Origin of the sequence: Pseudomonas sp. NPDC089422 (assembly GCF_044749405.1) — a bacterium.
In the GTDB taxonomy this organism is placed as follows: domain Bacteria; phylum Pseudomonadota; class Gammaproteobacteria; order Pseudomonadales; family Pseudomonadaceae; genus Aquipseudomonas.
In genome coordinates this window covers 635,967-656,490 of sequence record NZ_JBIVHW010000001.1, presented here as the reverse complement: position 1 = coordinate 656,490, position 20,524 = coordinate 635,967, and the positions used below count along the sequence as shown (strand labels likewise).

Annotated in this window: 16 protein-coding genes and 2 pseudogenes; 5 read left to right on the top strand and 13 right to left on the bottom strand. The window is 65.1% G+C overall.

Features of this window, described 5'->3' with window-relative positions:
- Positions 1-127: 127 nt before the first annotated feature.
- Positions 128-817: an isochorismatase family protein gene (locus ACIPZ8_RS02980; RefSeq protein ID WP_400719500.1), complete on the bottom strand. Its 690-nt coding sequence runs from the start codon at positions 815-817 to the stop codon at positions 128-130.
- Between the two features lie 124 nt (positions 818-941).
- On the opposite strand from ACIPZ8_RS02980, the gene ACIPZ8_RS02975 reads away from it, so the two are divergent.
- Positions 942-1,835, top strand: a complete 894-nt coding sequence (locus ACIPZ8_RS02975) for a LysR family transcriptional regulator (protein ID WP_400719499.1) — start codon at positions 942-944, stop codon at positions 1,833-1,835.
- A gap of 7 nt (positions 1,836-1,842) precedes the next feature.
- Here ACIPZ8_RS02975 and ACIPZ8_RS02970 read toward each other — a convergent pair whose 3' ends face one another.
- The 8 genes from ACIPZ8_RS02970 to ACIPZ8_RS02935 form a co-directional block, all read right to left on the bottom strand.
- A complete protein-coding gene (locus ACIPZ8_RS02970; protein ID WP_400719498.1) occupies positions 1,843-3,603 on the bottom strand; it encodes a hydantoinase B/oxoprolinase family protein in 1,761 nt (586 codons plus the stop codon).
- Between the two features lie 16 nt (positions 3,604-3,619).
- Positions 3,620-5,710, bottom strand: a complete 2,091-nt coding sequence (locus tag ACIPZ8_RS02965; protein ID WP_400719497.1) for a hydantoinase/oxoprolinase family protein — start codon at positions 5,708-5,710, stop codon at positions 3,620-3,622.
- 115 nt (positions 5,711-5,825) lie between these two features.
- Positions 5,826-7,082, bottom strand: a complete 1,257-nt coding sequence (locus ACIPZ8_RS02960) for a beta-ketoacyl synthase N-terminal-like domain-containing protein (RefSeq protein WP_400719496.1) — start codon at positions 7,080-7,082, stop codon at positions 5,826-5,828.
- Positions 7,083-7,293: 211 nt separating this feature from the next.
- On the bottom strand, positions 7,294-8,535 hold the full coding sequence (gene codA, locus ACIPZ8_RS02955) for a cytosine deaminase (protein WP_400719495.1): 1,242 nt from the start codon (positions 8,533-8,535) through the stop codon (positions 7,294-7,296).
- Between the two features lie 4 nt (positions 8,536-8,539).
- Positions 8,540-9,757, bottom strand: a complete 1,218-nt coding sequence (locus tag ACIPZ8_RS02950; RefSeq protein ID WP_400719494.1) for a PucR family transcriptional regulator — start codon at positions 9,755-9,757, stop codon at positions 8,540-8,542.
- A complete protein-coding gene (gene codB / locus ACIPZ8_RS02945; RefSeq protein ID WP_400719493.1) occupies positions 9,754-11,019 on the bottom strand; it encodes a cytosine permease in 1,266 nt (421 codons plus the stop codon). Before codB ends, ACIPZ8_RS02950 begins: the two co-directional genes overlap by 4 nt.
- A gap of 245 nt (positions 11,020-11,264) precedes the next feature.
- On the bottom strand, positions 11,265-12,161 hold the full coding sequence (locus ACIPZ8_RS02940; protein WP_400719492.1) for a DUF2950 domain-containing protein: 897 nt from the start codon (positions 12,159-12,161) through the stop codon (positions 11,265-11,267).
- On the bottom strand, positions 12,158-13,627 hold the full coding sequence (locus ACIPZ8_RS02935) for a DUF3300 domain-containing protein (RefSeq protein ID WP_400719491.1): 1,470 nt from the start codon (positions 13,625-13,627) through the stop codon (positions 12,158-12,160). The genes ACIPZ8_RS02940 and ACIPZ8_RS02935 overlap by 4 nt, the downstream gene beginning before the upstream one ends.
- Positions 13,628-13,971: 344 nt before the next feature.
- Here ACIPZ8_RS02935 and ACIPZ8_RS02930 point away from each other — a divergent pair, with 344 nt between their 5' ends.
- The 3 genes and pseudogenes from ACIPZ8_RS02930 to ACIPZ8_RS02920 all read left to right on the top strand — a co-directional run bounded on the left by ACIPZ8_RS02930 (position 13,972) and on the right by ACIPZ8_RS02920 (position 15,160).
- Positions 13,972-14,223 (top strand): hypothetical protein, encoded by a 252-nt coding sequence (locus ACIPZ8_RS02930; protein ID WP_400719490.1) that lies wholly within the window; start codon positions 13,972-13,974, stop codon positions 14,221-14,223.
- A gap of 25 nt (positions 14,224-14,248) precedes the next feature.
- A pseudogene (locus ACIPZ8_RS02925) lies at positions 14,249-14,335 on the top strand (VOC family protein); the annotation flags it as partial.
- A 105-nt stretch (positions 14,336-14,440) separates the two neighbouring features.
- Positions 14,441-15,160, top strand: a complete 720-nt coding sequence (locus tag ACIPZ8_RS02920) for a TorF family putative porin (RefSeq protein WP_400719489.1) — start codon at positions 14,441-14,443, stop codon at positions 15,158-15,160.
- On the opposite strand, the pseudogene ACIPZ8_RS02915 reads toward ACIPZ8_RS02920, so the two are convergent.
- Positions 15,157-15,354, bottom strand: a pseudogene (locus ACIPZ8_RS02915) (EamA family transporter); the annotation flags it as partial. The gene ACIPZ8_RS02920 and the pseudogene ACIPZ8_RS02915 overlap by 4 nt on opposite strands.
- A gap of 114 nt (positions 15,355-15,468) precedes the next feature.
- Between ACIPZ8_RS02915 and ACIPZ8_RS02910 the strand changes: the two are divergent.
- Positions 15,469-16,110: a cupin domain-containing protein gene (locus ACIPZ8_RS02910; RefSeq protein ID WP_400719488.1), complete on the top strand. Its 642-nt coding sequence runs from the start codon at positions 15,469-15,471 to the stop codon at positions 16,108-16,110.
- A gap of 63 nt (positions 16,111-16,173) precedes the next feature.
- Here ACIPZ8_RS02910 and ACIPZ8_RS02905 read toward each other — a convergent pair whose 3' ends face one another.
- The 3 genes from ACIPZ8_RS02905 to pobA all read right to left on the bottom strand — a co-directional run bounded on the left by ACIPZ8_RS02905 (position 16,174) and on the right by pobA (position 20,436).
- A complete protein-coding gene (locus tag ACIPZ8_RS02905; protein WP_400719487.1) occupies positions 16,174-17,055 on the bottom strand; it encodes a LysR substrate-binding domain-containing protein in 882 nt (293 codons plus the stop codon).
- Positions 17,056-17,120: 65 nt separating this feature from the next.
- Positions 17,121-18,923, bottom strand: a complete 1,803-nt coding sequence (gene ggt / locus ACIPZ8_RS02900; RefSeq protein WP_400719486.1) for a gamma-glutamyltransferase — start codon at positions 18,921-18,923, stop codon at positions 17,121-17,123.
- A gap of 325 nt (positions 18,924-19,248) precedes the next feature.
- On the bottom strand, positions 19,249-20,436 hold the full coding sequence (pobA, locus tag ACIPZ8_RS02895) for a 4-hydroxybenzoate 3-monooxygenase (RefSeq protein WP_400719485.1): 1,188 nt from the start codon (positions 20,434-20,436) through the stop codon (positions 19,249-19,251).
- Between the last annotated feature and the right edge of the window lie 88 nt (positions 20,437-20,524).

Sequence of the window (20,524 nt, the reverse complement as noted above, 5' to 3'; positions counted from 1 at the left end):
CTTAACAATCGCTTAGCTTGCTATCAATGAGCCTGGCGTACGGGTGTGTTTCAGCCATGGGTCTGGACAAACGCAACGCGCCATGCTGAAGCCGGGCTTCAGCATGGCGCGGGTCACACCCGGACGATCAACGTTTGCCGATGCTGGCCAGGTAATCCAGGCAGCTGTCGACGGTTTCCACGTCGGCGAACTTGGCATCGATGTCGAACAGGTTCCAGGCCACTGCGCCCGGTACCCGGTCACCGATGCACTCTTTCACGGCGATGGTGCGGAAGCCTTCGGCCAGGCCGTCACACAGGGTGGTACGCACACAGGCCGAGGCCGTGACGCCAGTGACCAGGATGGTGTCGACACCGGCCGAGCGCAGGTAACCGGCCAGCGAGGTGCCGCTGAACGAACTGGCGCGCTTCTTCACCAGCACGAACTCGCCATCCACCGGCGCGATGCGCGAATCGATCGCCCAGAGGTTTTCATCGGCCTGGTTGACCACGTCCACCGGGATCTTGTTGTGCCACTGGCCCATGTCGGTGTTGGGGTCCTGGCGGTCGGTGTTCTGGTAGCAGGTGGTGACGTGGACGATCGGGAAGTGGTTGGCGCGGAACACCTTCATCAGGCGCTGCACGCCGGGGATGATCTCGTCGTCGATCTTTTCGCAGGTGAACGGGTTGCCTGGCCGGGTCCAGGCGTTGGCCAGGTCGACGTTGATCAACGCCGGGCGCTTGCCGAAGCCGATACGGCGCTGGAAGCCACGCTCCTTGTAGAGCCTGGTCGATTCTTCGAAGGCGCGTTCGAGCATGGTGATCAGGTCTTGCGACATAGTGAATCTCCCCAGTGGGTCGTTGTGAGCGGTTCGGCAAGGTCGGTTTGCCTTGGCCTGGAACTCACGATAATCTCGGCTACTGATGACATCCAATTCATTATTGGCGAGCATTGATACCAGAATGAGCATCAATATCCGCTTCGATCTCAAGCAGATGAAAGCCTTCGTCTGCGTGGCGCAGCTGCTGCATTTCAAACGTGCTGCCGATGCCCTGTTCATCACCCAGCCGGCGCTGAGTCGCTTGATCAAGGCGCTGGAAAGCGAGCTGGGGGCAGAGTTGTTCATGCGCACCACGCGCCATGTGGCGCTGACCGAAGCCGGCCGGCTGTTCCTGCAGGAATGCCAGCAGGTGTTCCGCCATATCGAGCGCGGCATCGACCTGGCGCGCAGCGCCGCAGCAGGCGACATCGGCCACCTGACCGTGGCCTACAACGACTTCGCCATCAACGGCGCGCTGCCGGGCATCCTCGAACGCTTCAAGGACCTGCACCCGGATGTGACCGTGGAGTTGCTGTACATGCCCTCCCACGAGCAGTACAAGGCGATCCGCGATTGCCTGATCGACGTGGGCTTCCTGCTGGGGCCGATGACCGAGCCGGACATCGCCTCATTGCCGGTGAACCAGGAGCGCATGGTGGCGATCCTGCCGTCGCGGCACCCGCTGGCCGGGCAGGCCACCCTGCGCATCGAACAGTTGCGCGACGAGCGCTTCATCTTCGGTGCGCCCAGTGGCTGGAGCCTGTTCCGCGACCAGGCATTCCAGCTGTGCCAGCGCGCCGGTTTCAGCCCGAACATCCACCAGGAGGCGACCACCAGCATCGGTATCCTCGGGCTGGTGGCGGCCAACATGGGGGTGTCGCTGTATTCGGAGTGCGCCTACCGGATCCAGCGCGAAGGCGTGGTCATCGTGCCGCTGCAAGACGAGCATGCCCAGGTGCAGACCATCGCCGCGTGGAACGAGGAATACCAGAGCCCCACAGCTGCGCGCTTCAAGGCGCTGCTCAGGGCCCTGTAGGAGCGCGTCAGCCTTGCAGCTGCGCGCGTCGGGCGCGGGTAGCCTCGACATCCAGGCGCACCTGCTCGTCGAGCACCACGCCGTATACCTCATAAGCCTGTTCGAGGCTGCAGAAGTCATCCAGCACGTCCTCGCGCACCTGCTCGGCACTGCGCTCCAGCGGGTTGCCATAGCCACCGCCACACGGCGAGTAGTAGACCATCACATCCCCCGCCTGCGAGGCATACCCTGAGAACTTCGACGGCATCGAGACCACCTGCCCGGGGCGGGCAAAGTTGTAGATCTCGGTCTTGCCCACCACACCGTCGCAGCCACCGAACAACCCCCAAGGCACATCGAAATGCCGCTCGCTTTCGTGGGTGATGAAGCCTGCGGTGAGCACCCGCTGGGCCTTCACCACACCGATGCCACCGCGGTACTTGCCCGCGCCTGGCTGCACATCGTCACGCAGCTCGTAGCGGTCGCAGATCATCGGCAAGTGCATGCCCAGGTCTTCGATGGGGTTGTTGCGGGTATTGGCCATCAGGTTGTCGATGGCATCGGGCCCGTCGGATTTCGGGCGCCCGCCGTAGGCCCCCTCGTTGACTTCGAGGAACACCCAATAGTCGCCATCGGCCTTCACCCCGGAATAGGCGGCGAAGGAGATCGACGCCGAGCTGCCGGCGATCACCCGCTCCGGCAGCACCGGGGCCAGGGCCTTGATAATCAGGTCGATCATCCGGTTGCACTGGGTGAAGCGCGCCTCGGCGGCGGCCGGGAACACCGGGTTGAAGATCGTGCCCAAAGGTGCCACCACGCTGATCGGGCGGAACGAGCCCTCGTTCGACGGCACCGGGCTGGGCAGCGTGGCGGCGTCGAGCAGCAGCTTGCGGAAGGCGGCGTAGGCAGCGACCTTACAGGAGCCTTCGAAGGGTACGTTGTACGCCGTTTCGGTCTGCGCCGCAGAACCGGTGAGGTCCACTTCCAGGGCGTCGCCGCGCACCTTGACGGTGACCACCACCGGCAGGCGCCGCTCGCGGTTGCGGCCATCGTCGTCGAGGTAGCCTTCGGCGCGGTAGTCACCGTCGGGGATCTGCGCAATCTGCTGGCGCATGATGGTCTCGGCATAGTCGATCAGCTGGTTGATCGCGGTAAAACTGAAGTCCTTGCCGTAGCGGCCGAGCAGCTCCTTGAAGCGCCGTGCACCGAGCTGCGCCGATGCCACCTGGGCCTCGATGTCGCGGATCAGCTGGTCCGCGGCACGGCTGTTGTAGCGGAACATCTGCACCAGCGCCTCGTTGCGCACGCCACGCTCGTACAGCTTGAGCCCGGCCATCAGCATGCCCTCGGCATACACATCACCGACGTCGATGATCAACCCGGGCGTGGCCGCGCCGATGTCGATGTGGTGCGCGGTATTGCCGGCAAAGCCCACCAGCTCCCCGTCATGGAACACCGGCACGATCACCGCCAGGTCCGGGCTGTGGCTGGAGCCGTGGTAGGGATGGTTGTGCACCACCACATCGCCCTCATGCCAGGCGCCACCCTGCAAGGTGGCCTCGATGCCGCGCAGGTAGGCCGGGATCGAGCCGATGTGCATGGGGGTGGATTCGGATTCGCAGATGGTCTGGTAGCGGGTGTCGAACAGCCCGGCGCCCATGTCCTGGGACTCGCGGATGATCGACGAGAACGACATGCGGTACAGCACGTGGCCCATCTCTTCGGCGATGGTCTTCAAGGCGCCGCTGATGACTTGCAGGGTGATCGGATCGACCGGTTGGGTATTCATGGCTGTGTCCTCTGGGTTACTGGCGGGAGATGATCAGGTTGCCGTGGGCGCTCACCCTGGCCACCCAACCCGGCGGCACCAGCGAGGTGGAGTCGTGCTGCATGAGCATCGCCGGGCCTTCGAGGTACTGCCCAGCATGCAGCTTGCTGCGGTCATAACGCGGCGTCGGCAGGCACTGGCCGTCGTCGAACCAGGTGTCGCGCTCGTAGAGGAAGGCCTGGCGGGTGTCACTGTCGAGTGCTGCCGGCAACGGCTGCCAGGCCAGTTTCTCGGCCTGGGCGTGGCCGATCACGCGCAGGCTGACCATCTCCACTGGCGCATCGGCGTAGCAGTAGCCGTAGTCCTGTTCGTGCACCCGGTGGAAGTGCGCCACCACCTCGGCGATGGCCTGGCGGCTCAGCGTGCCCTGGGGTATCTGCGCGCGCAGCTCGAAACCCTGGCCGTCGTAGCGACACTCGGCAATCCGGGTCAACTGCATGCAGGACTCTTCGACACCGTCATTGCGCAGCTGCTGGCGCACACTGGCTTCCAGCGCTTGCAGGCTGGTTTCGATGCGCTGCAATTGCGCGTCGCTGATGGCGTCGAGGGTGCACAGCAGTGAGCGCAACGCCTCGTACTGCAGGTCGGTGGTCAGCAGCCCGGCGGCGGCGGTGATGCCGGGGGCTGGCGGGATCAGCACCGATTTGGCATTGACCTCATCGGCCAGTGCCGGGCCATGTACCGGCCCTGCCCCGCCAAACGGCATCAGCACGAAATCGCGCGGGTCGATGCCACGGGCCACCGAGTTGGAACGGATGGCCAGCGCCATGTTGTTGTTGACCACCCGCAGGATGCCCAGCGCCGCCTGCTGCACGTTCAGGCCCAAGGGCCTGGCGATCTTTTCCTCGATGGCCTGGAACGACAGCGCCGGGTCGATCTTCAGGTCGCCGCCGAGCATCTGGTCCGGGTCCAGACGGCCCAGCACGATATTGGCATCGGTGACCGTCGGCTCCACACCGCCGCGGTTGTAGCAGGCTGGCCCGGGGTTGGAACCGGCCGAGCGCGGGCCGACCTGGAAGCCTCCGGCGGGGTCGATGAAAGCCACCGAACCGCCACCGGCACCGATGGTGATCAGGTCGATCATCGGTACCAGCACGGGGTGCCCGGAGACGTAGGAGTCACGCGGGTTCATCACCTTGATCTGGCCGTCGACCAAGGTCGAGATATCCGCCGAGGTGCCGCCGATGTCGACGGTGATGAGGTTGCGTTCGCCATCGAGGCCGGCGAAGTAGTGCCCGCCCATCACCCCGCCGGCCGGGCCGGACATGAGGATGTTCACCGGCCGCTCGCAGCAGCTTTCCACCGTGGCCACGCCACCGTTGGACTGCATGATGCGCAAGTCGGCATGGATGCCGTTGTCGCGCAGCTGAGCGGCCAGGTGGGTCAGGTAACTTGCCGTGCGCGGGCCGACGTACGCGTTCATCGCCGTGGTGGAAAAGCGCTCGTACTCGCGCATCACATCCACCACGTCGGTGGAGCAGCAAACGAATGCGTCAGGCATCACTTCCTGGACGATGGCCTTGGCGCGCAGTTCGTGGGAACGGTCGAGGAAGGCGTACATGAAGCCGATGATCACCGCCTGCACACCACGGGCCTTGAGCACCTGCGCAGCCTCACGCACTTCCTGCTCATCCAGGGGTGTTTCCACCTGGCCATGGGGCGGCAGGATGCGTTCGTTGATGGCGATGCGGTTGCGCCGCCGCACCAGCGGTGTGCTTTGCCAGGGCACGTCGAACTGCAGCGAGAAGTTGTACGGCCGCTTGTGCCGGCCGATGTGCAGGATGTCGCGGAAGCCCTTGGTGGTGAGCATGCCCACCTCGGCCCCGTTGTGCTCGATGGAAATGTTGGTGGCTACCGTGGTGCCATGGACGATCATCTCCACCTCCTCGGTGCCGATGCCGGCCTTGGCGCACAGCTCGAGGATGCCACGCATCACCGCGATGGACTGGTCTTCGAGGGTGGTGGGGACTTTGTGCGACAGGATCCGCCGGCCAATGGAGTCGCGCTCCGTGGTCTCCAGAATCAAGTCTGTGTTGGTACCGCCGACATCTACGCCTATTCGGGCCATGCTGCGTCACTCCTGGTGTCCGGAATGTGCTCGAACCTGAAGGCCCGAGCCGATTCGCACGTGGGTCTTATGGTTGTTGTCGAGGTGCAGCGGTCCCCTTGCGGGGCTTGTGAGGCTAGGCCATCGGGTGCACCTCAAGCCCCCGACGGCTGAACACCAGCGAAGCGTTGGCCCCGCCGAAACCGAAGCTGTTGGACATCACGCAGTCCACCCGTTGCCCTTCGCGCACGCTGCGCACAAGGGGCAGCCCTTCTACCTGCGGATCGAGCTGTTCGATGTTGTGCGAAGCCGCCATGAAGCCGTGGCGCATCATCAGCAGTGCATAGATCGCCTCGTGCACGCCGGCCGCACCTAGCGCGTGCCCGCTCAGCGACTTGGTCGAGCTGAACGGCGGCAGCTCACCGTCGAAGGCCTGCAGTGCTGCCTGCAGCTCCACCAGGTCGCCCGCCTGGGTGCTGGTGCCGTGGGTGTTGAGGTAGTCCACCGGTTCCGCGCAACTGGCCAGCGCCATCTGCATGGCGCGCAGTGCACCGTCACCGCTGGGGGAAACCATGTCCTGGCCATCGGAGGCGGTGCCATAGCCGATCACTTCGGCGAGGATCGTCGCCCCCCGCGCCTGGGCATGCTCCAGCGCCTCCAACACCAGCACCCCGGCCCCGCCGCTGATGACAAAGCCATCACGGGCCACGTCGTACGGGCGGCTGGCAGTGGCCGGCCGGTCGTTGTAGCCGGTGGAAAACGCACCCATGGCGTCGAACATGCAGCTCTGGCTGAAGTGCTCGGCCTCGGCACCGCCGGCAAACACCACATCCTGTTTGCCGAACTGGATCTGCTCGAAGGCGTGGCCGATGCAATGGGCGCTGGTGGCGCAGGCCGAGGCGATGGAATAGTTGAGGCCCTTGATGCCGAAGAAACTGGCCAGGCACGCCGACACCGTACTGGTCATGGTACGGGGTACACGGTACGGCCCGACCTTGCGTACGCCCTGGCTGTGAAGCAGTTGGTTGGCTTCGACGATGTCTTCGCTGGAGCCACCTCCAGAGCCCATCACGCAGCCGGTACGAGCGTCGGCCACCTGTTCGGGCGTCAGCCGCGCATCGGCGATGGCATCGGCCATGGCCAGGTAGCCATAGGCGGCGGCATCGCCCATGAAACGCCGGTGGCGCCGGTCGATGCGCTGAAAGTCGACCTCCAGCCGGCCGCTGACATGGCTGCGCAGCCCGGCTTGCGCGTAGGCCGGGTTGAAGGCGATGCCCGAGCGCCCCTGGCGCAATGCCTGGAAGACTTGCGCGGGGCTGTTGCCCAGGCACGAGACGATGCCCATGCCGGTCACGACCACGCGGCGTAGCCCGATTGTCTGCTTCGATAACATGCACTGACTCCACAGGTTCAGAACGGTCCGGGCACCCTGGTCGGGTTGCCATTGGACTCGAGTCTAAGGGGCGGTTTTGATTCTGATAATTCGTATTTCGTGGGCCATTGATACCGAATTTGGCATCAGTGAAGATCCTGCGCCCATGGCAAAGCACCCCGCCCGGCCAAGGCCGGCGGGGCATGATGAATGCCGTTGCTACAGGGTGGCGTCAGGCAAAGCGTTCGACCTGCGCCGGCGTGCGGCGCATCAGCACCTTGCCGTTGCGCACCGACACCCATGCGTGGCCCTGGCTGCGGACCATCTCGTAATCATCCGGCGCCGACAGCAGCAGCAGGTTGGCCGGCCGCCCGACCTCGATGCCGTAACGCTCGCCAAGGTTGAGGGTGCGGGCACTGTTGTCGGTGATCAGGTCCAGGCTGCGTTGCAGGTCTTCGTAACCGAGCATGTGGCAGATGTGCAGCCCGGCTTCGAGAATGCGCAGGATGTTGCCATTGCCCAGCGGGTACCACGGGTCGACGATGGAGTCCTGGCCAAAGCACACGTTCATCCCGGCGCGGTCGATTTCGGCCACGCGGGTCAGCCCGCGGCGCTTGGGGTAGCTGTCGAAGCGCCCTTGCAGGTGGATGCTTTCGGTGGGGCACGAGATGAAGTTGATGCCCGACATCTTCAGCAGGCGGAACAGCTTGGAGCAATAGGCATTGTCGTACGAGCCCATGGCCGTGGTATGGCTCGCCGTGACCCGCGCGCCCATCCCGCGCACCCGCGCCTCTTCGGCCAGCACTTCGAGGAAGCGCGATTGCGGGTCGTCGGTCTCGTCGCAATGCACGTCCACCAGGCAGCCGGTGCGCTCGGCCAGGTCCATGAGGAACTTGATCGACGACACGCCCTGGTCGCGGGTGTTCTCGAAGTGCGGAATGCCGCCGACCACATCGGCGCCCATGGCCACCGCTTCGGTCATCAGTGCCCGGCCATTGGCGTACGACTCGATGCCCTCCTGGGGGAAGGCAACGATCTGCAGGTCGACCAGATGGCGTACTTCCTCGCGCACCTGGACCATGGCCTTGAGCGCGGTGAGCGTGGGGTCGGTGACGTCGACATGGGTGCGCACGTGCTGGATGCCATGGTCCACCAGCATGCCGATGGTCTTCCTGGCGCGGGTCTTGATGTCGTCGTGGGTGGTGATTGCCTTGCGCTCGGCCCAGCGTTCGATGCCTTCGAACAAGGTGCCGCTCATGTTCCACTTCGGCTCACCGGCAGTGAGGGTGGCGTCGAGGTGGATGTGCGGTTCGACGAAGGGCGCCACCACCAGGTTCTGCTGGGCGTCCAGGTCATCCGGGCTGACCGGCGCGGTCAGCTCGGCCTGCGGCGCGATGGCGGCGATGCGCTCGCCGTCCAGCTCGATGCGGAACAGGCCGGTCTTGCCACGCAGGCGGGCGTTGATGATGTTCATGGCGTTACTCCTTACCGTGGTCTTCGTTCATGCGCCATACCAGCATGGCGACAGAAGCGTTCATGCGAAACAGCGGGTCGTCCAGGGACTGCCCGCTCAGTTGTTCGATGCGTTGAATGCGTTGGTTGATGGTGTTGCGGTGCAGGCCCAGGCGCTGGGCTGCCTTGAGCCCGTTGCCGTTTTCCTTGAGCAGGGCGTCGAGAGTGTGCACCAGCACATGCGGCTGCTTGCGCCCGGGGGCGATCAGCGGGCCGAGGGTCTGGGCAACGAAGTCATCGATCAGCGAACGGTCGACGATGCCTTGCAGCAGGCGCAGCACGCCCAGTTCGCTGAAGTCGCAGAAGCCGTTGGCCGGGCGCAGGTGCTGCGCCACGTCCAGGGCCTGGCGCGCCTCGCTGAGCGCCTGCCGGTAGTGGGCACAGTCGGCAGCCAGGCTCGACAGGCCCATGTACAGCGCCAGCTCGCCTACCACCGCGCTTAGCTGCCGGTGCAGCGCGGCCAGGGTCACCGCCAGGTCGACGGCATCCGCCAGCAGCAGCACCTGCAGGTCGCCCGGCAGTTGCGCCAGCACCGCCCCCGGCCGCTCGCGGCACCAGGCTTCGAGCTGGTCTTCCAGGGCCTGGCGGGTGGCCTGCCAGAGGCGCTCACCCTGGGCCAGGCCATGGCGCTCGAACAACTGCTCGACCTGCAACAGGCGCAGCGCCACTACCCGCCGCGGCTCATCCAGTGACAGCTCCAGGTGCGCAGCACGTTGCCGGGCTATGGCCAGGCTCGGGTAGTCGCCGCCCAGCAACTGGCCAAGGATGTCATTGCGCGACCGGCGCACCTGGCTCATCTGCACCAGGGCCGTGCCGATCAGGTGGGTAACGACCACCATCTTCAGGGCATAGGGCTGCTCGATCAACGGCAAGCCCAGTTGCTCGGCACGGGCGATCACTGCGGGCGGGATGGCCTGGATGAAGGTGCCGCCTGTGAGGATCACCATCCCGGCAATCCCCACAGCCTCCCCGTCCTCGACCAGGCTCAGCAGGTTGGCCTCGCCACGCGGGTGGTTGATACCGGTGACGAACACAAGTTCACCCCCCATCACCCACTCGGCGATACCTTCGTTCTCTGCCACATAGGGCCAGCGCACCCGCCGCTGCAGGTGGCGCGCGCCGGCACGCACGGTCATCTCCTGCAGGCCCGGCAGGTGCAGGATCTCGTCCAGCGCCAGGCTCACGGCTCGATGCCCGCCTGGCCCAGCGCCCGGCGCCGGCCACTGAGCTCGAGCATGACGATGTAGCACAGCGCCGAAGCGCCAATGCCCACCAGCGGCGCGACCCAGGGCGAGGCGTAGGCCAGCAGCGCACCCAGCGCATAGGCCCCCAGCCCCATGAGGTTGTAACGCGGCAGCTGCACCGAGGCCAGCGCCGGGTACTTGCCGCGGTGGCGGTACCAGAAGTCGGCCATGATCACCCCACCCACGGGCGGAATGATCGAGCCCAGCAGCACCAGGAACGGGATCAGCATTTCATACATGCCGCCGATCGCCAGCACGATGCCCACCGCTGCCGCCACCAGTGTGGCGGTGCGTCGACGCTCGCTGCGCAGCAGGTGGCAGGCAGCCGCCGAGACGTTGTAGATGGTCGGCCCCTGGATGGTCCAGAGGTTCAGGCAGAGCATTACCACCGCCGCGAACGACAGGCCTTGCAGCATCATCACTTCGACGATGTCGGCCTGCTGGTAGACCATCGCGCACCAGGCCCCGGCCACCACCATCAGGCCGTTGCCAAGCAGGAAGGCAACGATGCTGGCCACCACCGCCACCCGCCCGCTGCGCGACAACCGGGTCCAGTTGGTGGCCTGGGTGGCACCACTGGCGAAGGTGCCGAAGACCATGGTCACCGCTGCCGAGAAGGTCATGGTTTCATGCGGCACCACCGCCGCCAGGCCGGCAAAACCACCGGCATCGGCGGTGGCGATGGTCATCGACACCACCAGCAGCGCGAACATCAGCGGCACCGACACCCGCGACAGCAGGTCCAGGCCCTTGAAGCCGATGATCGCGGTGATGCTGAAGCCCAGGCCGAACAGCACCATCAGCGGCACAGTGAAACCACCCGCCAGGCCCAGCAGCTTGACCAGCACGATCGCCACGGTCGCAGTGCCCCAGGCGTACCAGCCAAGTTCCGCGAACCCCAGCAGGAAGTCGGAAAGCCGGCTACCCGCCTCGCCGAAACAGAAGCGCCCCATCAGCACGGTGTTCAAGCCGCTGCGCGAGGCGATGAAGGCCAGGGCTGCGGCATACAGCGCCAGCAAGGTGTTGCCGACGGCGGCGACCCACAGCATGTCGACGAAGTTGAAAGCCATGCCCAGCTTGCCACCGGCAAACATGGTGCCGGTGAAGAAGGTAAAGCTGAACAGCACCATGGCAATGGGCAGCAGCCCCTTGCGCGAGGATGACGGGGCTTCGCATAGCGGGAATTCGGTAGGTGAACTCATGACACGGTGCTCCGGGTTGTCGTTGCGACAAGGGGAGCAATATGCGGGCCGCTTTTGCCAACCGCGAAAAACGGAAAATTTGCGAGCAGTCGGCACAACCTTCCATGTTCAACCTGCACACTTTTTATGGATCTACAGAATATAACCTGTGCGCTAAGACCTGTTTTGAGGCGCACGCGCACCAAAGCGGAACAGCACTGGGTAGTTTTCACCCAGCCTGCCGTTGGCGGTGCGCGCGCCGGCCGTCATTCGCTGGCGCTGACATCCACTTCCTTCCAGCTGTCATCCGGGTCGAAGCGTTTCATGGCCTTGGCAATCTTGTCGCCCTGCGGCCCCAGGTCCTTTTCGAACACCTGCCCGTCGTGGCTGATCATGAAGGACATCACCCCGGTGTCGTCGTATTTCGCGGGCCAGGCGACCAGGGCGAAGCCGCGGCTCATCTGGTTGCCGATCAGGTAGCTGTAGGCGCCACCCGGTGCCGACGGGCCTTGGCCATCGAGAATGCGGAAGTGGTAGCCGTACCAGGCATCGCCCACCACATCTTTGCCGAACAGCGGCCCCAGCGGGCTGATCTCGCCGCCCGCTTCGTCCGCCCAGAACAGGCCGTCATGCTTGCCGGGCGTGCTGAAGATCTGCTGGGCATATTCCAGCGCGCCGTTGCCATTGCGGTCCTGCGAGGCGTAGTCCATCTGCGCGTCGTGATAGGCGAGCACCGACTGCAAGGCGGCCAGTTCGTTGCGGCCGATGCGCCGGGCGCGGATTTCGGCGCTGCCGGCCTTGAGGTCGAAGCGCCAGCCGTTGCTGGCCTTGGTCAGCGGAATGGGCAAGGTCCAGTGATCGGGGCCCACGGCCAGGATGGCCTTGTTGTCGCCCTGCTGGTCGATCTGATGCTCGGCCTTGTATTGCGCCAGAAAGGTATCGACATCACTGCGTTGCACACCGCCACGTGGTATGTAAGTGCGCCAGTCTTCACCCAGCAGCTGCGTCAGGCGCGCTTCGTCGGCGTGCTCGACGCCCAGCGCCTGGACGAACGATTCGGCTGCCTGCTCCGGGGTCGGGAATGTCTCCTGCGCTGCGGCCAGGTTGGTCCAGGTCAGGCCCAGGCCGATCAGCAACGCAGCAAGGGTTGTCTTGTTGTTCATCGACGGCCACCTCCGCCACCGCGACGCGCCGGCGCACTGGGCCGGGATATCTGATGCCCCGCTGCTCGCGAGGCGTTGGGCCGCTGGGCGAACGACTGGCTGGTACGGCCGCGGTTGGCCTGGGCCAGGGTGCGCGAGGGTGAACGTACCCCGTCGAAGGCATTATTGCGCGCCCTGCCTGCACTGTTGCCCGCGCGGTTCTGCACGGCCTGCCTGGCCTGGCCTTCACCCTGCCGGCGCTGCTCGAGCTGATTGCGCGCCTGCTGGTTGTCACGGGTAGTGCGGGGTTCTGCGCGGCGGTCGGCGGGACGCGCGTTGTTCGCGCCACCTTGCAGGCGGTTGCCCACACCGCCTTCGGCCCGGGCTTCGCGTGCACTGTTGAGGGCTTCGCGGTTACTGGTGGCCGGGCGCTCGATACCTGCACGGTCCATCGAGGCCCTGGCCCGGTCACGGGCCTGGGTGCGCTGGGCATCATCGCCGCGGAACGCGGCGCGCTGGGTGGCCCCGTCGAGCTGGCGGCCGTATTGCTGGCGGCTGCGGTTGTCGCGGTACGGCACGCCATCGCGGTGCATGGCATTGTGCTGCCACGTGTTCTGGTTGTTGGTGATGCGATTGTTGGCATTGATGTTGTTGTAGCGATTGACGTCGATATCGACGTCACCGCGGCCCCAGTTGCAATCGCCCCACAGCGAGTTGACGATTGCCACCCCGGTGCCGAACGCCAGCCCGGCCATCAGCGCGGTGCCCGCGTAGTACATCGGCGACGGTGGGTAATAGACCGGCGGCGAGGCCGGATAGGCCCAGGTGCCGTAGGTGGTGGTCGGGTTGTAGGTGGGTACGTACACAACCTGCGGATCGGCTGGCTGAATGATGATGGTGCTGGTCGACGAGCTGCTGGCAGGCGCGCTCTGCGAACCGCCAGAACTGGCCGGGGCCGGGGCTGGAGCCGCTGCGGGCGCGGCCTGGACGGTGACGTTCTGGTACTGGTTACTCTGCAGGTTGCCGGCTGTTTGAGCTTGATGGCGCAGGCGTTGCACACCGGCCATCACGTCATCCGGTTGCGCCAGGAAGGCATCGCCCAGCCGCTGGACCCAGACCGGGTCCTGGCCGAGCACCACCAGCACCTGCGGGAACGCCACCAGTGCCTGCACGCTCGGGTCCCAGGTCTGCTTGGCCACCTGCTTGACCGCGTCATCGCCCTGGGCCTTGGGGTTGGCCTTGGACCACGCGACCGCCTCGGCCACCTCGCCCGGGTAGGTCGATGCCATCAGCACCTGGGCCAGCAGCGGGTCGGGATACAAGGCAACCGGCGCGAGCATCTGGTCAAGCTGCTCCTGGTTGAACACCGCCTGCTTGACTTCGGCAGGTGCCGGGTCAGGTGCCGGCGGGTCGTCGGCCAACACCAGGCTGGCAACACCATTCAGGCTCAACACCAGCGACAGGACGCATAACAATGGCAGGCGCATCGCAGTTCCCCATCTGGTCATACCGACTGGAATGAACAAGTAGCAAGCCAGGCAGTTACTGGCGTGCGGTAAGGGTAGCAAAGGCGCGGCTTTCGACCACTCGGGCATTGGATTACGCCATGACGGAGTCCTGATTTGGCAGGATTGGCAGTGTGACGCCCAAGCTCCAGTGCGGGGATCGCGAGAGGGCCAGGAGGTGCATCATGGGCGCTGCAAAAATACCGCCAGAAACATAGCCGCCTTCACTCAATAGTCACTATCGACAACACCAATTTCTACCCATCGCCAGCCATCAATAACCTAGCTCCATCGATTCCCACCGCCCGAATCCTGGAGCTTCCGCGATGAACACCACGGCCCGCCTGCTGCTCGCTGCCCTTACCGCCACCGCCATCGCCGTGCTCACCGGATGCGCCAGCCACCCCGAACTGCGCCCCTACACCGCCGAAGAAACCCGCCAGCTGCAACTGGAGGCCATCCAGCGTCAGGGCCTGTCGCTGGACGAATACGAACTGCGCAAGCGCGTCATCGAGCGTTCCGCGAGCCAGCAGGCGGTCACTGATGTCGCCGAAGCTCAGCCTGCAATCAAAGGCTGAGTTGAAAGGCCGGCTCAGCGCACTATCTGGTGCAACCGGCCCGATCCGCTCGGTGTACGTACGGGACCCTGACCTGAACCTGATCGAAATCGCCGAACCACTCGGGGTATGAACTGCCATTGACCAATGGTCGAGTATTGGCCACCGTCGGTAGCCGACTGGCAGCCAACGCAGGTATCCTCAGCCGCTCAAGCGCAAGCCTTCCAGGACGGTGACCATGACCAGGCCCCTGTTGTTGCTGACGGTGGCCCTCCTCTCGAGCCCGGCACTGCACGCACAACAGATCCAGCGCCAACTGGGCGATTTCGACTTCAAGCTCGGCACCACGCCCTCGCGCAGCATGGCCCAGGGGCTGATCTCGCCGAGTGCGGTGGGTGCCTTCCACGGCGGCCTCGACCTCAGCCACCCCAGCGGTTGGTACCTTGGCCAGTACGCGCCGAGCATGGGCGTAACGCCCGACTCCACCCTGCGCCTGGACAGCTACACCGGCTACAAGCACCACTTCGACAGCACCCTGGGTTATGAAGTGGGCCTGATCCACTACAGCCAGCCGAATATCGCCGGCGCCGACAGCTTTGCCCTGTACGGCGGTATCTCGGTCCTGGGCAGCCGTTTCGGCGGCGCCTGGCGCGACAACCCGGACAACCGCACCAGTACGCTGTTCGCCGACTTCGGCCAGTTGCCGTTGCTCGATGCCGACCTGACCGTGAAGCTCGCCCACCACCGCCTGGGCACCCCGTTCACCATCGGCGACGGCAGCCAGGTCAACGGGTTTTCCGACTGGTCGCTGGAACTGTCGCGGCCATGGCTAGGCATCGACCTCAACCTGATCTACAGCAACTCCGACCTCAGCGGCAGCGGCTGCGACGCCTATGCCGGCATCAACAGCTATTGCGAAAGCATGGTTACCCTCAAGGCCCAGCGCAGCTTCTTCTAACGCAACCTGCCCGGCAACAGTGCCAGCGCCACGCCACCGAGCACCACCAGCGAGGCGAGTAGCAGGCGCAGCGACATCGGCTCACCAATCAGCACCACCCCGCCCAGCGCGGCGATGACCGGCACACTGAGCTGCATCGTCGCGGCCTGCTGGGCACTGACCTGCTTCACCACCCTGTACCACACCACATAGCCCTCTGAGAGGGAAATTCTTGTTTGTGGGTGTTTTAAAGACTTTATCGAGCCCCCTCAACACCGCCATCATAGATAGGACCGGTACAGCCAACCATTGATGCCAGGAATACCGCCATGCTCCCGGACCGCCTGAATGCCGACCTGACTCTGCCCGCCATCATGCATGGCGCCGACCTGCCCTGGCTGGCCAGCCCGCTGCCCGGCGTCGAACGCCGCCCGCTGTTTCGCATCGGTGGCGAGAAGGCCCGGGCCACCAGCCTGGTGCGTTATGCCCCCGGCAGTCATTTCAGCGCCCATCAACACCCTGGCGGCGAAGAATTCGTGGTGCTGGAAGGCGTGTTCGAGGACGAGCGCGGCCGTTATCCGGTTGGCAGCTATGTACGCAACCCGCCAGGTAGCGCTCACGCGCCGAAGTCGAGCGAAGGCTGCACGATCTTCGTCCGCCTGCAGCAGTTTCATCCTGACGATGACCAGCAACTGGTCGCGACGCTATCGGCGCAGGGTGATCAACTTCTGTTCTCGAACGCCCACGAACAGGTGAGTCTAAAGCAGCTGCAACCCGGCGCCTCTCTCCATCTGGACAACCCCCGCGGCCTGGAATGCCTGCTTCTAAAGGGCAGCCTGGACTGCGTACAATTTACGCTGCGACCTTTGAGTTGGATTCGCTTACCAGCAGGCACGCCCTTGCACGCATGCGCCGGCCCCCAGGGCGCGTGCCTTTGGATCAAGGATGCCCAGCCTAGGCTGGGACTATGATGAAGTGTCATTCCATGCTCAGTGCCTGGCGGTCGGTGCTGAAGCGGATATGCCACGCCGGGGTCAGATCCCGCCACCCGCCAGCAACTGGCTCATCACCCCGGCCAGGTCCTTGACCATCACATCCGCCGTCGGCTTGTGCACGATGACGATCTCGTAGCTGTCCACCTCCGGTAACCCCTGTGTCTGCCCCAGCACCCGGTGCTCGCCGGTCGCTGCCCGCGGCGGCAACAGGCTGATGCCCATGCCGTCGGCCACCGCCGCCTGGATGCCACTGAGGCTGGAACTGGTGAAGCTGATGCGCCAGCGCCGGCCCATGCCTTCGATGGCACTGATCATGTCTTCGCGGTACAGCCCCCGTGGCGGGAAGGTGACCAGCGGAACCGGATCGAGCTCGAACGCCGGCATGCGCGCACTGTCGATCCACTGCAGGCGCTCGGGCCAGCAGGCCACGCCCTCGCGGCTGTTGCGCCGCTGCTTGAGCAGCACCAGGTCGAGCTCACCGTTGTCGTAGGCCTGGCTGAGGTCACGGCACAGGCCGCTGGTGACTTCCAGCTTGACCTGCGGGTGCAGGCGGCTGAACGCCGACAGCGCATTGGTGGTGCGCCCGCCGACGAAATCCTCGGGCACGCCCAGGCGCACGGTGACCCCGACCATGGCCCCGGCCAGGGCTTCGAGCATCTGGTCGTTCAGCGCCAGCATGTGCCGGGCATAACCGAGCAGGGTCTGCCCGGCGTCGGTCGGCAATACGTCGCGGTTGCCGCGCACCAGCAGGCGGTGGCCGACCATGTCTTCGAGGCGGCGCACTTTCTGGCTGATGGTCGACTGGGTCGAGTGCAACCGTGCGGCCGCCGTGGTGAAGCTGCCGCAATCGGCCACCACGACGATGGCGCGCAACAGGTCGAGGTCGAACAGGGCTCTATTCGATTTAACGCTGATGGACATCTTGGTATTCAACGACTGAATGACAAGACTGACTTCTACCACGCCATTCCAGGCCCGGCAACGCGCTAGTCACCTAGCGCTACACCCTCGCGCCGCGGGTCGGCGCCACCGACCCAACCCTCGGCGCTGCGCTGGATGATCTGCATGCCGCTGGTCATGGTCATTGGCGTGACCTCATGGCCCCACGCAGCCAGCTGGCGGATCAGCGCCGGGCTCACCAGCCCGGCTTCCACTTCGGTCCCGGCATTGCGGCTGCCGAAATTGGGCAGGTTGGCCGCCTGTTGCGGGTCGAGATGCCAGTCCAGCAGGCCGATCAACGCCTTGTTCACGTAGCCGATGATCTGCGAGCCGCCGGGGGAGCCGAGGCTCGCCACCAGCTCGCCGGAGGCACGCGAGAACACCAGGGTGGGCGCCATCGCCGACAACGGCCTCTTGCCGGGCTGCACCCGGTTGGCCACCGGCTTGCCGTTTTCCGACGGCAGGAAGGAAAAGTCTGTCAGGTGATTGTTCAGCAGAAAGCCGCCAACCATCAGGTGCGAACCGAATGCCGATTCCACCGACGTGGTCATGGCCAGGGCCTGGCCGCTGTCGTCGACGGCAGACAGGTGCGAGGTGGATATCCGCAGCGGCGAGCGGTCGGGCGTCAGGGCCAGGTTGGCGCCGTGCGGGGTGCCTGGGCGGGCGTGCTTCATGCTGTAGTCGCCGACCTGCCTGGCGCGCTCAGCGAGGTAGGCCGGGGCGAGCAACGACTTGACCGGTACCGGCACGTAATCGCTGTCGGCCAGGTACTGGGCGCGGTCGGCGTAGGCCAGGCGCTCGGCTTCGGCCATCAGGTGCACGGCTTGTGGCGCGGGTTCGAGCCCCGCCACGGTGGTTACCTGCCGTGGCGGCAGGTCAGCCAGGTCACGCTGCGCCGAGCGGCGCTGCAAAGCGTCGAGAATGCCCAGGGTCTGCAACACGGTCACCCCGCCAGACGACGGCGGCGGCATGCCACAGATGGTCCAGGCCTTGTATGGGCCACAAACCGGTTCGCGCTCCTTGGCCTGGTAACGCTGCAAATCTTCGAGCGACAACTGCCCGGCGTTGGCGTGGTGACGCACTTCAGCCACCATGGCTTGGGCAATCTCACCGCCATAGAAGGCATCGACGCCCTGCTCTGCAATGCGCTCGAAGGTTTGCGCGAGCGCCGGGTTGCGCAGGATCGTGCCAACGGTCAGCGGCTTGCCCTGGTCATCCAGAAAGTACTTCGCCATGGCTGGCGAGCGGGCAATGAAGGGGTCACCCGCGACCAGCGTGTGCAGCCGTTCAGACACGGCGAAACCGTTGCGCGCCAGGGCGATGGCCGGTGCGAACAGATCCTTCCACGGCAGCTTGCCGTGCTGATCATGGGCCAGTTTCAACGCCCTCAACACGCCCGGTACGCCTACCGAGCGTCCACCAATCTGCGCTGCGCGAAACGGCATGGGCGACCCATCCGCTTGCAGGAACAACGTTTCCGTCACCCTTGCCGGTGCGGCCTCGCGGCCGTCGAAGGCCTGCACGCGGTGGCCGTCCCAGTACAGGATGAATGCGCCGCCACCAATGCCGCTGGATTGCGGCTCGACCAAGGTCAGCACCATCTGCATGGCGATCGCCGCATCGATGGCGCTGCCACCGGCACGCAGCATCGCCCGCCCGGCCTCGCTGGCCAGCGGGTTGGCGGCCGCCACCATGTGCCGGCTGGCGTGGACTGGCTGCAGGTTGCTGCGGTAGCCCGACTCCAGCTCTGGAGGGGTGGGTAGCGGCTGGTCGGCCCAGGCAACGGTGCTGGTGGTGGTCAGGCATAGAGCTGTGAGCAGCGATTTCAGGAATGAGGGGTGGCGGGGCATTGGGGTGGCGTCCTTTCGGGTGTTCGCCGAAAGGTATTCGGCGCCTGTGAGATCGAGCGCCGCCCGCGCGGCGCATCGCGGATAAATCCGCTCCATTTGTTGCAACGTGGCCATGCCTGAAATAGAGGCGTCGCCAGCCTTGGTGCATGCCTGAAGAAAGGTGAGCCGGCGGCAATGCCAGCCTGAAAATTTTGTCATCCTAACAAGGCGCGCAACCATGCCCCAACAGGTTTGGCACGTTGCAACAAATGAGCGGATTTATCCGCGATGCGCCGCGCGGGCGACGCTCGATCTCACGGGCGCCAAATCCCTCTCGCCGGGCGCCTCAAGCCACCTCTTCGTACGGCAACCCCACATAGTTCTCGGCAATGTTCACCAGCCCCGCCTCAGAGGTCAGGAAATACTCGCGGTCGGCCTCCTGCATCTTCTGGTCCCAGGCATCCTTGTGCTCGCCGAAGTCATGCAGCAGCTGGGTCATGAACCAGCTGAAGCGCTCACCCTTCCAGACCCGGCGCAGGGCCAGCGGCGAATATTGCTCAAGCAAGTCGGTACGCCCTTCGCGGTACACCTTGACCAGGATCCGGTACAAGTAATTGACGTCGGAAGCGGCCAGGTTCAGGCCCTTGGCGCCGGTGGGCGGAACGATGTGGGCGGCGTCACCGACCAGGAACAGGTGGCCGTACTGCATCGGCTCGACCACCAGGCTGCGCAGTGGCGCGATGCTCTTTTCCAGCGCAGGCCCGGTGACCAGCTGCTGCGCCACGTCTGCGGGCAGGCGTGCCTTCAGCTCGTTCCAGAAGCGCTCGTCGGACCAGTCTTCCACCCGTTCTTCAAGCGGCACCTGCAGGTAGTAGCGGCTGCGCGTCTGCGAGCGCTGGCTGCACAGCGAGAAACCCCGTTCGTGGTGGGCGTAGATCAGTTCGTGGTTCACCGGCGGGGTATCGGACAGCATGCCCAGCCAGCCGAACGGGTAGACCCGCTCGTACTCCTTGAGCACGCCTTCGGGGATGCTCTTGCGTGATACGCCGTGGAAGCCATCGCAGCCGGCGATGTAGTCGCAGTCCAGGCGGTGCGTCTGGCCGTCCTTTTCAAAGGTCACGTAGGGCCGTTCGCCCTTGAGTTCGTGCGGCTGCACGTTGCTGGCGCAGTAGATGATCGGCGCGCCGCTGGCTTCGCGGGCCAGCATCAGGTCGCGGGTGACTTCGGTCTGGCCGTAGACCATCACCGTCTTGCCGCCAGTCAGGCCCTTCAAGTCCAGGCGCTGGCGACGGCCTGCAACCAGCAGCTCGACGCCCTCATGGACCAGCCCTTCGCGGTCCATGCGCTCGGCGACGCCGGCTTCGCGCAGCAAGTCGACGGTGCCCTGTTCAAGCACCCCGGCGCGGATGCGGCCGAGTACATATTCGGGGGTCTGCCGTTCGAGGATGACGGTATCGATGCCGGCCTTGTGCAGCAACTGGCCGAGCAGCAGGCCGGACGGACCGGCACCGATGATTGCAACCTGAGTGTTCATTGTTTTTATCTCATCGAGAGGGTGTACCCTTGCATTTTTACTGGCTGCAACCGGCAAATAAGTGTGTTATCCGATGCAAAAAATGCAC

What these genes read in the sequence shown, in the direction of transcription:
- ACIPZ8_RS02980 (WP_400719500.1), bottom strand. Translation starts at nt 817, where the DNA reads ATGTCGCAAGACCTGATCACCATGCTCGAACGCGCCTTCGAAGAATCG.
- ACIPZ8_RS02975 (WP_400719499.1), top strand. Translation starts at nt 942, where the DNA reads ATGAGCATCAATATCCGCTTCGATCTCAAGCAGATGAAAGCCTTCGTC.
- ACIPZ8_RS02970 (WP_400719498.1), bottom strand. Translation starts at nt 3,603, where the DNA reads ATGAATACCCAACCGGTCGATCCGATCACCCTGCAAGTCATCAGCGGC.
- ACIPZ8_RS02965 (WP_400719497.1), bottom strand. Translation starts at nt 5,710, where the DNA reads ATGGCCCGAATAGGCGTAGATGTCGGCGGTACCAACACAGACTTGATT.
- ACIPZ8_RS02960 (WP_400719496.1), bottom strand. Translation starts at nt 7,082, where the DNA reads ATGTTATCGAAGCAGACAATCGGGCTACGCCGCGTGGTCGTGACCGGC.
- codA (WP_400719495.1), bottom strand. Translation starts at nt 8,535, where the DNA reads ATGAACATCATCAACGCCCGCCTGCGTGGCAAGACCGGCCTGTTCCGC.
- codB (WP_400719493.1), bottom strand. Translation starts at nt 11,019, where the DNA reads ATGAGTTCACCTACCGAATTCCCGCTATGCGAAGCCCCGTCATCCTCG.
- ACIPZ8_RS02940 (WP_400719492.1), bottom strand. Translation starts at nt 12,161, where the DNA reads ATGAACAACAAGACAACCCTTGCTGCGTTGCTGATCGGCCTGGGCCTG.
- ACIPZ8_RS02935 (WP_400719491.1), bottom strand. Translation starts at nt 13,627, where the DNA reads ATGCGCCTGCCATTGTTATGCGTCCTGTCGCTGGTGTTGAGCCTGAAT.
- ACIPZ8_RS02930 (WP_400719490.1), top strand. Translation starts at nt 13,972, where the DNA reads ATGAACACCACGGCCCGCCTGCTGCTCGCTGCCCTTACCGCCACCGCC.
- ACIPZ8_RS02920 (WP_400719489.1), top strand. Translation starts at nt 14,441, where the DNA reads ATGACCAGGCCCCTGTTGTTGCTGACGGTGGCCCTCCTCTCGAGCCCG.
- ACIPZ8_RS02910 (WP_400719488.1), top strand. Translation starts at nt 15,469, where the DNA reads ATGCTCCCGGACCGCCTGAATGCCGACCTGACTCTGCCCGCCATCATG.
- ACIPZ8_RS02905 (WP_400719487.1), bottom strand. Translation starts at nt 17,055, where the DNA reads ATGTCCATCAGCGTTAAATCGAATAGAGCCCTGTTCGACCTCGACCTG.
- ggt (WP_400719486.1), bottom strand. Translation starts at nt 18,923, where the DNA reads ATGCCCCGCCACCCCTCATTCCTGAAATCGCTGCTCACAGCTCTATGC.
- pobA (WP_400719485.1), bottom strand. Translation starts at nt 20,436, where the DNA reads ATGAACACTCAGGTTGCAATCATCGGTGCCGGTCCGTCCGGCCTGCTG.